This window comes from Glutamicibacter sp. B1 (genome assembly GCF_039602135.1).
Lineage (GTDB): Bacteria > Actinomycetota > Actinomycetes > Actinomycetales > Micrococcaceae > Glutamicibacter > Glutamicibacter ectropisis.
This window is the reverse complement of sequence record NZ_CP125942.1, coordinates 3,361,970-3,375,936: the sequence shown is the minus strand read 5'-3', so window position 1 is coordinate 3,375,936 and position 13,967 is coordinate 3,361,970. Positions and strand designations below refer to the sequence as shown.

The 13,967-nt window shown below is 55.6% G+C and carries 13 protein-coding genes; 4 read left to right on the top strand and 9 right to left on the bottom strand.

The features are described from left to right. Nucleotides 1-64: 64 nt before the first annotated feature. Nucleotides 65-502, top strand: a complete 438-nt coding sequence (locus QMQ05_RS15850) for a DUF6069 family protein (RefSeq protein WP_345471596.1) — start codon at nucleotides 65-67, stop codon at nucleotides 500-502. Between the two features lie 105 nt (nucleotides 503-607). Here the strand turns inward: QMQ05_RS15850 and QMQ05_RS15845 are convergent, their stop codons facing one another. The 6 genes from QMQ05_RS15845 to QMQ05_RS15820 form a co-directional block, all read right to left on the bottom strand. Beyond that, a complete protein-coding gene (locus tag QMQ05_RS15845; RefSeq protein WP_345471594.1) occupies nucleotides 608-1,690 on the bottom strand; it encodes a peptidase C39 family protein in 1,083 nt (360 codons plus the stop codon). A gap of 52 nt (nucleotides 1,691-1,742) precedes the next feature. Next, nucleotides 1,743-3,884: an iron ABC transporter permease gene (locus QMQ05_RS15840; protein ID WP_345471592.1), complete on the bottom strand. Its 2,142-nt coding sequence runs from the start codon at nucleotides 3,882-3,884 to the stop codon at nucleotides 1,743-1,745. Between the two features lie 12 nt (nucleotides 3,885-3,896). Further along, a complete protein-coding gene (locus tag QMQ05_RS15835) occupies nucleotides 3,897-4,964 on the bottom strand; it encodes an iron-siderophore ABC transporter substrate-binding protein (RefSeq protein ID WP_345471590.1) in 1,068 nt (355 codons plus the stop codon). A gap of 43 nt (nucleotides 4,965-5,007) precedes the next feature. After that, entirely contained in the window at nucleotides 5,008-5,838 is an 831-nt protein-coding gene (locus tag QMQ05_RS15830) for an ABC transporter ATP-binding protein (protein ID WP_345474792.1), read from the bottom strand. 129 nt (nucleotides 5,839-5,967) lie between these two features. Beyond that, nucleotides 5,968-6,801: a helix-turn-helix domain-containing protein gene (locus QMQ05_RS15825; RefSeq protein WP_345471588.1), complete on the bottom strand. Its 834-nt coding sequence runs from the start codon at nucleotides 6,799-6,801 to the stop codon at nucleotides 5,968-5,970. Nucleotides 6,802-6,855: 54 nt separating this feature from the next. Then, nucleotides 6,856-7,341 (bottom strand): GNAT family N-acetyltransferase, encoded by a 486-nt coding sequence (locus QMQ05_RS15820; RefSeq protein WP_345471586.1) that lies wholly within the window; start codon nucleotides 7,339-7,341, stop codon nucleotides 6,856-6,858. Nucleotides 7,342-7,500: 159 nt separating this feature from the next. Between QMQ05_RS15820 and QMQ05_RS15815 the strand changes: the two genes are divergently transcribed. The 3 genes from QMQ05_RS15815 (at nucleotide 7,501) to QMQ05_RS15805 (ending at nucleotide 9,554) form a co-directional block, all read left to right on the top strand. Continuing rightward, entirely contained in the window at nucleotides 7,501-7,737 is a 237-nt protein-coding gene (locus QMQ05_RS15815) for a hypothetical protein (protein ID WP_345471584.1), read from the top strand. Between the two features lie 111 nt (nucleotides 7,738-7,848). Next, nucleotides 7,849-8,658 carry an ATP-binding cassette domain-containing protein gene (locus QMQ05_RS15810; protein WP_345471582.1) on the top strand — a complete coding sequence of 270 codons (810 nt, stop codon included), beginning with the start codon at nucleotides 7,849-7,851 and terminating at the stop codon, nucleotides 8,656-8,658. Between the two features lie 2 nt (nucleotides 8,659-8,660). Further along, nucleotides 8,661-9,554, top strand: a complete 894-nt coding sequence (locus tag QMQ05_RS15805; RefSeq protein ID WP_345471580.1) for a hypothetical protein — start codon at nucleotides 8,661-8,663, stop codon at nucleotides 9,552-9,554. A gap of 1,063 nt (nucleotides 9,555-10,617) precedes the next feature. Here the strand turns inward: QMQ05_RS15805 and QMQ05_RS15800 are convergent. The 3 genes from QMQ05_RS15800 to QMQ05_RS15790 are packed head-to-tail and all read right to left on the bottom strand — an operon-like array spanning nucleotide 10,618 to nucleotide 13,965. Continuing rightward, nucleotides 10,618-11,433: an HpcH/HpaI aldolase/citrate lyase family protein gene (locus QMQ05_RS15800; RefSeq protein WP_345471578.1), complete on the bottom strand. Its 816-nt coding sequence runs from the start codon at nucleotides 11,431-11,433 to the stop codon at nucleotides 10,618-10,620. Beyond that, the gene (locus QMQ05_RS15795; protein WP_345471576.1) at nucleotides 11,426-11,932 is read right to left on the bottom strand and encodes a MaoC family dehydratase; all 507 of its coding nucleotides are present in this window, start codon (nucleotides 11,930-11,932) and stop codon (nucleotides 11,426-11,428) included. Before QMQ05_RS15795 ends, QMQ05_RS15800 begins: the two co-directional genes overlap by 8 nt. Next, complete coding sequence (locus tag QMQ05_RS15790) at nucleotides 11,929-13,965, bottom strand: biotin carboxylase N-terminal domain-containing protein (protein ID WP_345471574.1); 2,037 nt, start codon at nucleotides 13,963-13,965, stop codon at nucleotides 11,929-11,931. Before QMQ05_RS15790 ends, QMQ05_RS15795 begins: the two co-directional genes overlap by 4 nt. Nucleotides 13,966-13,967: the final 2 nt, after the last annotated feature.

The following is a 13,967-nucleotide window of genomic DNA, read 5'->3' as shown; positions in this document are numbered from 1 at the left end:
GAGCCGTGACACTGGTGTACGAAACTAGAATTGTTGAAGACTTTCAACAATTTTGAGGAACACCATGACCGCTCAGGGACAACCAAAAAGCCCATTCAACTTCATTCAGGTCGTCATCGCCGCACTGGGCGCCGGCTACCTCAACGCCATTATCTTCTTCATCGGTATCGCATCTGGCGCATCCATGAAGGTGGGCTCCAACCCTGAGAAGGTTGTCGGATTCGACAACATCTTGCAGTTCACCTGGTTGCCACTGCTGGTCTTCGGCCTTGTTGTCTTCTTGATTGGCCGCGCTAAGAAGGGCTTCGTCAAGGTTGCCCAGTGGATCGGTTTGATCATCGCCGTTGTTTCGATGATCTCCCCAATCATGATCTCCGCAGACGTGGCCACCGGTGTGACCCTGAGCGTGATCCACGTAGTGACCGGCGCTGCCTGGTTCTTCGCCGTGCATTACGGCAACAAGAAGCTCCACGTAGCTTCCAAGGACGTTGTCGTGGCCTAAGGCTGCAAGACACATAAAGCTTCGGCGCCGCAGGTGAAAACCTGTGGCGCCGAAGCTATTAACAAGATGTTCGCATTGGTGCGGGCGCTTCTGGGCGCCTGATCGCTAGGTGAGGACGAGTGCAGCTCGGTAGCGTTGAGACTCAAGCACCGACATGGCATCTAATTCTTCTGGCACCACGGGCAGACAGGTCGCATCAACCCAGCTCTCGGAACTGCTTTGATTCACCCACGAATCTTCGATGACCAGGACGGGACTTTCTGCAGTGCCGGTCACCCCGTGGCACAGGACCCAATGCGGAACGTCAAAGCCCAACATCTTGTCCAGAGACACCAAAAGTAATACGCGGGCTCCATTGGCCACAGCATCCTTGATCTCACTAATTCCGAGACGCTGAGTGCTGATATCAAGCCCTTCGGTATGAGCTCGAAGTCGTGATTGCCGTTGAAGAATTTCACGCCAATCACGCTCGGCCTCGGGATAGTAATCCACCATCACCGGTTGATCAGTATCCAGCCACACTTTCACCTGGCTCTGCGGCCAACGCTGAGTCAGCGTGAGCCCCAATTCAATTGGTTCACAGGCCATAAAGTTGGTGGCCTGACGCCACAGCAACAGCTCTGCGATGCGCAGTTCCTCAAGAGTCTGAATGCTCGATGTTTCATGGTGTGCGGTCAGCGAAGCAACTGCAGCGCAGGTGAAGTTCTCACTTTGCTGGTAGTGGGGAGCCTGAAGATATTGGGCAGGGTTCAACCAATGAACCAAGCCGGCAACTGGCGCTGATCCGGCGTCTTGCCCAGCCCTGCGTGGAGAAGGGAGGCGTTCGAATCCAAGCTCTTGGGCTACGGCGAAAAGCTGCGGATCTTCCGTCCACAATTCCCATTTGACGCTGGCAAGACCTTGCCGCTGGGCAACATTGAGAACCTCACTGACAACCCGCTTTCGCTGCTGTTCAGAGCACACAAGAACGCTAGAAATTTTCACATACGCACCGGCAGAACGTGCCGTGAGCAATGCACATCCTTCAAGGACACCATCAACTGATTGAACAGTTAACAGCCTCGCATTAGCGGAGGATAAATCACGCTCCCAAACATCCTCCAAAGCACCCAGCTGCGACATTTGCTTCGGATGTACGGACGGGTCAAAGTCTTGGATCGTGACCTCAGATGCCGATGAATGGGTCATGAATACTTTCTGTTGTGTGGTGGTCGAGACGAAGCAGAGTGATCAATGAACACTAACTACGTGAACGATAGAGCAGCCAAATGAAATACGGCGTGCCCAGCAGGGACACCACCAGTCCGGCGGGAATCTGCGCTGGAGCAATCACAGTTCGTCCCACAGCATCGGCTAAAGCTACCAAAAACGCCCCGAAGAGAATCGACACTGGAACAAGTCGGTGATGGCGAGAACCAACCAAGGACCGGGCCAAGTGCGGGGCGATCAACCCAACAAAACCAACAACACCTATGGCCACCACACTCAGGGCAGCCAGCAGTGCCGCGATGGCTAGGGCAATGAGTCGGGTGGGCGCCGTGGCAACACCTAAAACCTTGGGCAGGTCCTCATCTACAGCGAGAAGATCGAGCTTGCGGCTCATGAGCAGAACTATTGGAAGAGCCAGCACCAGCGCCACGGTTACAGGGATAACATCGGTGAATTCTCTGCCGTAGGTTGATCCGGAGAGCCACGTGTAGATTCGCGGTGTCTCCCACGAGTTGATACTCAGCAGCAAATAGGTGGTGACTGCGGAGAGCGCGTACCCCGCCCCGATGCCGATGAGCACAAATCTTTCCGGGGAGAAGCCTTTACGCCAGGCTAAGGCCGCGATCGCTACGAAGGTCGCCAAACCGGCAACCACCGCAAAAATCACCAGCAAGGATCGAGAACCGCCAAAAATGGTCACCACAATGGCCGCACCCAATCCGGCACCGGCGGTGATGCCCAGAATTCCTGGTTCTGCCAGCGGATTACGTACCGTGCCCTGGACTAGGCAACCCGCAAGTCCCAGTGCGGCACCGGCACACAAGGCCGCCGTGGTTCGTGGAGCACGTTCGGAGAACGCCCTGTCGATGAGTGTTGGCGCGGCATCTTGCAGCCACAAGGCCAAGTCGCCTAACCGCAGCAAGATGCTTCCGGATAACAATCCAATGACCGTCACGAGGATCAGTAACACCACACCCAGTACAAGGGCGAAGATGAAACGACGACGGCTGCGTAGCTTACTGGCCACCTGCAACGGGTTACGCGAATTTGAAGCTTCCGGCAATCTCAGGGCGAGGACGATAATAAGTACCCCACCCAAGACCGCAGTGGGGACACCGGTGGGAATGGATGCCGCGCCCTGCGCGCCGAGCAGCGCACGGAGCACTACATCGGCTAACAGGATCAGTAAAGCCCCAATAAGTCCGGTCGCCGGGAGCAAAAAGAGCTGGCGACGTAACACCGTGAGTTTGCGTGAGAGTAGACGCGCAAGTACCGGGGCGCCGAGACCCACAAACGCAATAGGCCCGGCAAGTGAAACGGAGACGCCGGTAAGAACCACTGCGCAAAGGAGGGCGAAAATACGGGTGGATCGCACCGGGATTCCCAGCACCATCGCGTTTTCATCCCCAAGAGAAAGCACGTCGAGTCTGCGAGAGAGCAACAGGCAAACGGCAAAGGCAATCAGCATCACCGGCAGGCTGCGCAAGAAGGCATCGAGATTTAGCTGAGCGAGCGAGCCTGACCCCCAGGCGAATAGCCCGGTGGTGTTTTCCTTAAAGAGCAGCAGGACAATTCCGCTGCCAGCTTCCAGGGCCATCGCAATGGCTGAACCAGCCAAGATGAGCCTGGTGGTGGCACTTCCGGAACTGCGTCCGGCCAGCGCAAGGACAACGCCGGCGGCGAGTAAACCACCGGCAAAGGCGACAAGACTGGAGGCCAGCGTCGATAGGCTCAAGCCCAGAGCAGCGACAATACAGAGCGCAAAATAGGCGCCAGAGGTGACCGCTAAGGTATCTGGCGAGGCTAGTGGATTGCGGGTCACCGATTGCAGTAGAGATCCTGCGACCCCCAAGGCGAGCCCTACCGCAGCGCCCGCGCACAGGCGTGGCAAGCGGGAACCGGTGAATATCTCGGAGGCTTGGACCCCTCCTACGCTGGTGTTATCTCCGGTCAGTGCCCGCAATAGTTCTGAGAACCCCACTCCGGAAGTTCCCTGAGTTAAGTGCCAGGCACCGACCACGAGTACTGCGACCAGCAAAGTCGCCAGTACCCCCACCCCGGCCGCGACATGGGTGCCGTTGACCGGGGTGATCGATGGTTGAGCTCCGGGAGTCGGAGCATCAACACCGCTGGGTAGTGCTGGCGACTGTGTGGTTTGTTCTGCAATCTTCATGAAAGCGGTGTACTACTTGGCTTTCGAAGTGGAGGTGATGGCGTCGGTGAAAGCATCAACAGCTTGGCTGGTGGACTTTGGTCCGCCGGCGCCCCAGATGTTCGGGAACTGGTAGGTGCGGCCTTCCTTGACGGCGGTCAGGTTCTGCCAGATCTTGCTGGATTCAAGTTCGGTGGTCCATCCGGTACCGGCATCGTTGGAGTAGAAGAGATTGGCTTCTCCGACACCGGCCAAGCCTTCCACATCGGTCTGGGCCAGCCCATATTCCTTATTCACGCCACCCGAGCCGAAGGACTCATTGATTTCATCGTTCCAAGCTGGGGTCAGCCCAAGTTCCTTGCCCAACTCGGTGAACAGTGCGCCATCGGTGTACGGGCGGATGGTGAGATTTGAGCCTTCAACCCAACCGTCAAAGAACAGGAAGTCGGTGGTCTGAGGTTTCACGTCAGCCACTTCCTGCTTCTTCTGAGCCAGGTGGTCATCGAATTCCTTCAGCACTGCCTCGGCACGCTCGGTGCGGCCGGTGGCGGTGGCAACCTGAGAGAAGACATTCTTCATGTTGCCGATGGGATCTGAGGAATCATTGCCCTTCAGGGCGAGGACCGGCACGTCGCCCTTGTCCAGCTGGGAGAGTACAGGGTCGTCTTCGCTGAAGGCATCAACGATGATCAGATCCGGGTTCAGTGCATAGATGGAATCTAGATCTGGTTCGCCGCGCTCGCCGACTGATTCAACGCCTTCAGGCAGTTTTTCGGCACTGACATAGGTGTTGTACCCATCGGGCGAAGCGACACCGACAGGGTTAACGCACAGGGTCAGTGCGTCTTCAATTTCCTGCCATTCGAGGATTACTACGCGCTCGGCGGGCTTGTCCAGGTTCAGGGACCGTCCGAGGTCGTCTGTCATTGATATTGGGTCGGTGCTGGTTTTGGTGGTGTCTTCCGAGCAGCTTGCCGAAGCGGCGGTCGTGTTTTGTGCGGCTTCTGAGCTGGAGGTATCGGTGACACCGCAGGCTGTTGCGGAGAGAAGCAGCGCCAGGGCGGACAGGCCGGTGACAGTGCTACGTGCGAGTGTAGACATGAAATTCCCTTGATGTTGTAGGTGTTGGTAGTAAAAATGTGGGTCAGCGTTGTTGGTGGCGACTGACTGGTTCAATGCGCAGCATTCCGGTGTTGAGATCGGTGTGTACCTGCACGGTGATCTCATAAACCTCTGAGAGGTTTTCGGCCGTGAGGACTTCTGCTGGTGTTCCGGAGGCGTGAACCTGTCCGTGGTTCATCAGAACCAGTGAATCGGCTAGGGCGGCTGCTTGGTTCAAATCGTGTAGGACGATGCCGATGGCTAGAGCATTCTCTCGTGCTAGGTCATGAACGAGATCCAATGTTTCGACTTGATACCTCAAGTCCAGGTGGTTGGTTGGCTCGTCTAAGAGCACCACATTGGTTTGTTGGGCGAGGCATACGGCCAGCCAGACGCGTTGAAGTTCACCGCCGGAGAGTTCTCCTGCAGCTTTGTGAGCCATATTTGTGGTTCCGGTCAGGTCCATGGCCCGTGCAATAGCGGCGCGATCTTCAGGGGATAGGCCGGCGAATCCGCGTCGGTGTGGGTGGCGGCCAAAGGCGACAATATCTGCCACCGCTAAGCCCTCAGGGGTGGCATGGGACTGGGAGAAGAGCGTGACTTCGTGGGCGAAGTCTCGCCCATTCAGGGTGCTGATTTCACGTGGTTGGCCGAGTGGGCCGGTCAGCGTGATGGACCCTGCTGCGCGCTCGTGCAACTTGGCCATGGAACGTAGCAAGGTGGATTTTCCGCTGCCGTTGGGACCGATGAGCGCGGTGATTTCTCCCGGCGCCAGGCTGATGGAGGCGCCCTCAACCACGGTGGTTTTGCCATAACGCAGCACAACGTTCTCGGCGTGCATGCTACCGGTTGCACTGAGCGTGTGTGCGGTCATGGCAGCCACGTGGTGTTGTTAAAGGACAAAATACGTCCGTGCTGAGTATGGATTTTCACTTAGGTAAGTCTAAGTTAAGTCTCTACTGTCAGCAATCGATGATTCCTGACAGATAATCAGGTTTTTCGGTCAAATATTCGTATTTCCGCTAGTAAATGCGCCAGGAGTGGATCCCATAATGCGGCGAAAAGCGTCAATAAAAGTGCTTGGCTGCGCGTAACCTAAGAGATCCGATACGTCCTGAACGCCTTCGCCGCTAGCCAGTAATTCTAGGGCGCGATGAATCTTCACCGCTTGGCGCCACTGCGCAAAAGACAGCCCGGTGGATTCTCTGAAAGCCCGAGTAATGGTGCGTGCGCTTACGCCGCTGTCCGTTGCCCACTGCTCAAGAGATCGATGATCTGCAGGCTGAGCTAACAATTGATCGGCGATGGCGCGGATTCGTGGGTCATCGGGAAGTCGCAGTGCTAATTGGTTTTCAGAAGGCTTGAGCACGTCAAAAACTACAGACTCCGCTCTGGCCCGGGCAGCTTCGTCGAGATCTTTCTGGGAGAGGTGGATCAATAAAGATTCCAACAAAGGTTCCATCGTGACGATTGTCGGTTCTCTAAATGCGGGCGATGTCCGTTCAAGGGAAAAGAAGGCACTGAAGAGCTTAATGCGCGCGGTCAGTCGACCACCGTGGAGCTTTCTGGCGGGGATCCACAAGCCGTACCCTTCGGATACGGTGAAGATCTGCCCTTCAATTTGGGCGGTGAGCGTCCCCTCGCGTGCCCACAACAACTCATGGGCCTCATGGAAATGAGGCTCCCACTCCGTAGATACCTCAATGGCGTGCGCTTCACTCAGAATCACAAATGATGAAGTGGCTCCACTGGGCAAGGCCGTTGCCTGTGCCAAGGCAGTATCTGGCTCACGAGGCCAGGCGCCGAGCCTAGACGCTGGGGTGGATGGGTTGGTCATGTTAGAAGTATAGAAAGCGAAGCTGGCCGGAGAATAAGCCGGTGACGTTGATGCTCAGTTTGATTGTGGGCTCAATACGTAGTGGTCAAGCTGGTCGGTGTGGACGGTGAGAGTGAATCCGCGCTTGGTGAGTAACTTCGCGGAGATCGTATTTCCTGGAGCGACTCCTGCACTGAGCGTCGTGAGGCCAAAGAGTTCAGGAACCATGACTAGGGTTTGATCCAGCATCGTCCCGCCAACACCACGTCCCCAGTGCGCGGGGGAGACCCAGTATCCAATTTCAATGCTGTTTTCCTGACGGGTGGAAAAGACGACCCCAACCGCTTGCCCCGCCATACTCGCCACGAACCAACGCGATGCGCCAACTTGATTCAAATCATCATGCTGCAGTGCAGAGACGATGCAAGCATCGATGTCCTGCTGATTCCACGGTTTCCCGTAACCGATAAAGCGAACCACTCGTTCATCTGATGCCAGGGTGGCAAAAAACTCTGAGTCGGTGCCTGAAAACGGACGCAGCAGCAGCGATGAAGAGGTCAATATGTGCTCACTTTCGGTAGTGAAGAAAACAATAGCGGTGAGATGGATTCAGCGACGAGTTCTGGTGACGAAGTGGCTCAACCGTGGGCGACAATCTGAATCATCAGCGCGGTAATGATGGGTTTCTGAAATGCGGTAGGAGAGGGGAAGATATAAGCTATGAAAAGTATTGTTGCGATCTTCCGGGGCGATAGCTGGCGTAGTGAGCGCGCTCGTCTCTCTTTGCAGTATGTCGCTTGGGCAATCGTTGCTGTCGCAACCAACTTGATCTTGATCCTAGCCGGTTGGCCTGCAGCACCATGGCGATTTCTGGTAGCCATTTTTGCCGGACTTCTGGGATCGGTCATTATGCGTTACTTGCTCGGCAAGGCTAAACCGCAACCAATTCAGAAGTAGACTCCAACAACTAGGTAATACCGTCGCTCTCAGAAGCCAGATTGGGCAGGACGACAAAGCTTGTTTTCCGGATAACGGCGCGAGTAAGGCCTGTCGCCTTGCGGAATCTTGATGAGATTCAGCATGTCAACAGCGCACATTTTGTATCACCTACCAGTAAGCATCATGCAAAAAATTGAAATTTCGACACTCAGCTACTCCTATTCTTCTAAAGCCAGAATCTTACAGAATCTGAACGTCACCTTCATGCCAGGACGAACGGCTTTGTTGGGTCCAAACGGTGCAGGAAAATCCACGCTACTGTCACTTATGGCCAGCGTAAATTCCCCCTCCGCGGGGACAGTTGAGTTGTCGACGCCTCGCGGAAAACGAATCAGTTCCCGTCAATTGAGTAAGTACCGCCGGTCCGTTGCGTGGTTGCCGCAAGACTTTGCACCTGTCTCCGGGCTCAGTGTCTTGGAGCACGTCTGGTATGCCGGGTGGTTAAAGGGGATGTCGCGATCTGCAGTGAAAGAAGCGGCTCCAACGGCACTGGCTTCAGTCGGGCTAGAAGCATTGTCTGCTAAAAAAGCGACCGAGCTATCCGGGGGACAACAACGGCGGCTGGGGATCGCTGGTGCGTTGATTCACCGGGCGAGTGTGGTGCTCCTCGACGAACCCACAGCGGGTCTTGACCCCGGGCAGCGTGATCGATTCCGACAAATTCTGGCGTCACTTGATGATGACCAAATTACGGTGGTCTCCACACACCAGACCGAAGACATCGATGGGTCATTTGACTACGTGGTAGTTCTTGTTGACGGAGCTGTCAGATTTAGTGGCACCGTTGGCGATTTTATGGCTGTGGCGCCATCCAGCGCAGTAGATCCTCGAGATCGAGTTCGGCTGGCTTACGCTACGTTTGTTGAAGGTGAGATCTAAGGGTGCTTCCTATATCTCGGCGTCCAGCTTGGTGGCTTCTTGCTCCCTGTGTGGTCCTAGCAGCGTTGTATGTACAACAGTATGTTTCTGAAGACAGCATTATCGCTAATGCGCAGGCAGCAGTTGCTGCTTCGGCTTTATTGCTAATCTTTTCTGCGTCATTAGTCAGTGTCTCGGCTGCTTTAGAGGTTGGGCGTGACAGGGCAAGTCGAGGAATGATGGAGACCGCAGTGCGGGGCAAAATGGCAGTTGTTGCTGCCCGCCTGTGGCCCAGCCTTGTAGCTGGCGCCATCGTTCAATTCGTGGGGATTCTCTTACTTTTGGGCAAAGCTGGTTCCTCACCTAATAGCTTCCCCGTCCTTATCGCAATCGGATTGCTCTGTGCTTTGCTCTTCCATGCTGGCATCGGAATTTTCCTCGGCACTTGGATGCGACCACGTTTTGCGGTTCCGTTGGCTTTGGCAGTCTCCTACCTGTGGCTCGGATTCGCGTGGTCCTTTGATTTTGTGCCAGTGAGGTACTTGGCAGGGCTTGCCTTGGACGGTTGCTGTTCCCCAACTGAAACCATTGACACCGCAGCAGTTGTTGCTCTGATGGTGTTTTCGATTCTGGGCTTCATCGGCTTTGTTGTTTTGGCATCGGGAGTCAGCGACCGAAAGCTGCTTCCCCGTGGGCGAGCAAACTGGTTGCGCGTAGCCGCAGGTATGTTGACGATAGTGCTGGCTACATCTTTGGGTATTTTTGTCGCCCGCGACGTGGCAGTAAACCCAGTGGTACCTCGCCCGATTTCGGAGACTGAATGCTCTACTACTGTTCCAGAGGTCTGTCTCTTTCCTACGCAGCTGGCACGTGGCGATACTCGTCAGGTTTATGCCGACACATTCGCGGCGCTCTAGAACCAAGGAATGCCGAAGGTCAACAAAGTCATTTCCGCTAGCACTGAACAAGAACCGGTCTTATCAAAAGCGGGCGTTGCCAACGTTGTGGCAGCTCCGGGGCAGTCCCGCCGGAGCGCGCTAGAATCTGCTGCCAGCACCTATGCTGTGGCTCTTTCCTACATGTAGTGCCCGGAAGATACTTCCCCCGATATCTACGGGTGGGAAGAAGTATTAAAAGTTTGGTCTGTTCAGGTGGCAGCTCAGCAGGTACTTAGCCCTAGTGAAAGGGCAGGTCTACCAGATGCGAGCACCTTAGAATCGATTTCGATTCCGGGAGAAACTAATTTTTCAGGGCAGTGGGACAAGCTGAATAGGCTAGACGACGAGTCCCAGGCACAATGGGCCGTGGCAGCATATGGCCAGCTCAGCAAATGCCAGCTTCCCGAACCGGTAAATGTTGGTACCAAATGACATGGGCGTTAAAGGCACGACGCTATTGGGTGATTATTGTTGTCGCCATCGTGGCAAGCGTAGCGGGAACCACGGCGGGGAATGTTGATCTACCCATACCGTTCCTTAGCTCGTTGTTGGGGCCATCATCCATGCCTGCGGCTGTGATCCCTAGCTTGGTTTTGGCAGTGGTAGCTGGCGCGATGATTCAGTCTGCTGAGTTGTTTTGGACGGCCACGTCAGTAAGAAATGTCGTTGCACATTCGATGGTTTCGGCGGTGGGAATTATCGCAGTTGTAGTGTTCACGTCGATCCTGACAGGAACGTTTGTACACGATTACGCATCAGCTTGGCTACTGGTCAGGGACGTCGTTGGCTTCTTGCTGTTCTGGTCCTCCGCGCGGGCGCTTGGAGCCCGGCGACTCGCCGGGCTCGTTCCGGTAGTTTATTTGTTGCTTGCCTCAGCGTTTGCTCGTAATTCTGTGGGTGAAGTTCGAGGGTGGGCGTGGATCTTGGAAAGAAACCTAGGGAATCCATGGGCGATCGCTACGCTCGTCCTGGGCAGTTTACTGACCGTGATATACGTTCTTCGGCAGAGGCCTTTAATAGGCAGAACTACCAGTGCGCGCGACTAGCCAAACTTCCTTCCGCTGTCCAAGGTTGCCTGCGCTTGCCGTAACAAAGGTTCATCCACCATTCGCCCGTCCAAAGAAAAGACCCCAGGATGCTTTTTAGCCTCTGCTAGAACGCGTTCGGCCAGCTTCACCTCGGCAGCGGTGGGCGCATAGGCCTGACGAATGATCTGCATTTGATTCGGATGAATTGACGCTTTGGCGGCAAAACCAGAGGCCTTGGCATCTTGAGATTCTATTAATAGCCCTGCGGTGTCAGGGATATTCAAGTACACCGAATCGATGGCAGCTTTCTTATTTGCTACGGCATGGATCAGGACTTGAGACCGCGCAAAACTAGCTATCTGACGGTAGTTTCCGTCATCATGGCGTGAAGAGGTTCCACCGAGTGAAGCGATCAGATCCTCAGCGCCCCACATGAGCGCCACCACGTTGGGCGCCGCCGCAATCTGTGCAACATTGGCAATGCCGGCGGCCGTTTCGCACAGCGCTACCACCTCGTAGTCGGTCAGTTGTGCTGGTTCGGCTTGTGACTCGACCTTGGGCAACATCACCGTGGTGTAGTTGGTTTGCTTTAGGGCCTGCAGGTCATTGGCGAAGTGCTCGGTATCCACCGGGTTCACTCGCACGATGGTGCGCGCTGGATCCAGAGAACTTTGAACTAATGCCACTCGCGCGGCGTCCTTGTTCTCAGGGGCGACGGCATCTTCTAAATCAATAATCACAGCATCGGCGCGCTGCGCTGCCTTAGCATAACGCTCGGGCCGGTCACCGGGGCAGAAAAGAATTCCTGGACCCATCAAGAAATTACCCATTGTCAGCCGCTTTCTTGGAATCTTCGTGGGCTTGTTTGGTCCACATCAGGCAGGTGCGCGTGGCGGTTGCAACGATTTGTCCGTGCTGGTTGCGTCCGGTGTGCGTCATTGATGCTAAGCCCTGACCTGGACGCGACTTTGAGGGACGTAATTCGGTGATTTCAGTTTCCGTATAAAGAGTGTCACCGTGAAACATCGGATGCGGGAAACGCACATCGTTGATTCCCAACTGCCCAACAATAGTTCCCTCAGTCAGCTGAGCTACCGACTGACCGATCATGGTACTCAAGGTCAGCAAGGAATTAATCAACGGTTTTCCAAAGGGCTGGGTGGCAGCCCACGCAGCATCGAGGTGCAGTCCCTGATTGTTCATGGTCATCGTGGTGAACGCGATGTTATCCGCTTCGCTCAGGGTCCGTCCTGGCTTGTGCGCGTAACTGGCGCCTAGGACCAGCTCATCAAAATACAGTCCGCGCTGTTCAATTCTTGGACCGCTCATGCCGAATGCTCCTGTTCTTTGACTTCACTTGGTTCAACGCTGGCAATGACCTGTTGAGCCTTAACCGTGTCGCCAGCCTTGAGCGCTGACAGACTAACAACGCCATCGGCCGGGGCGAGTAACTGATGCTCCATTTTCATGGCTTCCACAATCGCCAGTACTTGCCCGGCAACAACCTGTTGTCCATCACTGACCTGCACCGAAATGACGGTGCCTGGCATGGGGCTGAGAACGTCAGGAGAATAGTGACCCGACTGCTTGGCAAGTGTTGCTAGCTGACGTTCCAACAGTTCTTCGCGGGGCACTTTACGCACAGCGGCACTGAACCCGGACTCGTTGAGCCACAGCGTTTCATCGGGAGCAAAAGCATGCACGATTAAGGTGCGTTCCTGATTGATCTGGATGTCCGTGCCGTATTCGGTTACGGAAAATTCTTCGTCGGCAATAGTGACCTGGGTGCCTTCGGTGGTTGGTTTCAGCCTGGTTTCCACCAGTGCCTGGCCATCATCAAAATATTGGGTGATCGCATGGTGCCGCTGTGCCCGCCACCCATCACGTGCTCCCCAAGGTGTGGCGGTGGCCGGTAGTTGCCTGTAGGCAAGGTGGGCTGCCAAAGCTAGCTCGCGCGGTCCGGGTGTACGGAAAACGAACCGGTCCATGGTGCGTTCAATCAGGTTGGTATCCAGCTTGCCCGCGAGAACATCCTCATCGGCCAACAGCAAACGTAGATACTCGTTATTGGTGAGCACCCCTAGAACGACGCTGCGTTCCAGGGCCTGATCCAAGCTCTTGAGGGCTGCTGCTCGGTCTGGTGCCCAGGCGATCAGCTTAGCGAGCATGGGATCGTAATGGGCGCTAATTTCTAGCCCATCGCGCAGTGAACTATCTACCCGTATGCCCTGTGGCTCACGAACTTTCAGGATCGTACCCACCGAGGGCAGGAATCCCGATGCTGGGTCTTCTGCATAGAGCCGGGCCTCGATGGCGTGGCCTTCCAAGGAAGTGTCTTCTTGGCTAAAGTCCAGTGCCTGGCCGGCAGCAATGCGTACTTGCCAGGCCACCAAATCCAGTTTCTGTCCCTTGAGACGCACTACTTCTTCGGTGACAGGATGTTCCACTTGCAGCCGGGTATTCATTTCCATAAAGAAGAATTCGTCAGGGTTTTCATCACTGACCAAAAACTCGACGGTGCCTGCCCCCACGTAGCCCACCGAGATGGCAGCGGCCACCGCGGCCGCACCGATGCGTTCACGGATCTGCGCCCCTTGGGCAAGGTTTTCAAACAGCGGAGCAGGAGCCTCCTCAATGACCTTCTGGTGGCGACGTTGTAACGAGCACTCGCGTTCGAAAAGGTGCACCGTATTCCCGTGACTATCAGCCAGTATTTGCACCTCAATATGCCGAGGGTTGCGCACCAAGCGTTCAAGGAACAAGGTGTCATCGCCAAAGGCGTTCAGCGCGGTGCGCCGAGCACTAGCTAGGGACTCAGGTAAGTCCTCCAGGGACTCCACGGCGAACATGCCCTTGCCACCACCGCCGGCCGAAGGTTTGATCAGCAGCGGGAAGCCAACCTCGGAGGCAGCAGCGAGAAGCTGTTCATCAGTTAGGCCGGGTTCAGCGATGCCAGGAACCACCGGAACCTGATGGGACTGCACATGATTTTTGGAGCGAATCTTATCGCCCATGAGATTGATGGAGTGCACCGGTGGACCAATAAAGGTAATACCGGCAGCCTCTAAGGCACGAGCGAAGTCCACATTTTCGGAGAGGAATCCATAGCCCGGGTGAACCGCTTGGGCGCCGCTCACTTTGCAGGCATTGATGACCGCGTCGATGTTCAAATAGCTCTCATGCGCGGGGGCGGCTCCGATGCGTACGGCGGTATCGGCCAGGGAAACATGCAGGGCCCCGGCATCGGCATCCGAGTAGACCGCGACGGATTTGATGCCCAGAGTGCGTAGGGTGCGGATGATGCGCACAGCAATTTCTCCGCGGTTAGCCACCAGGACCGTATCAAAGAGTTGGGGGTTCATAC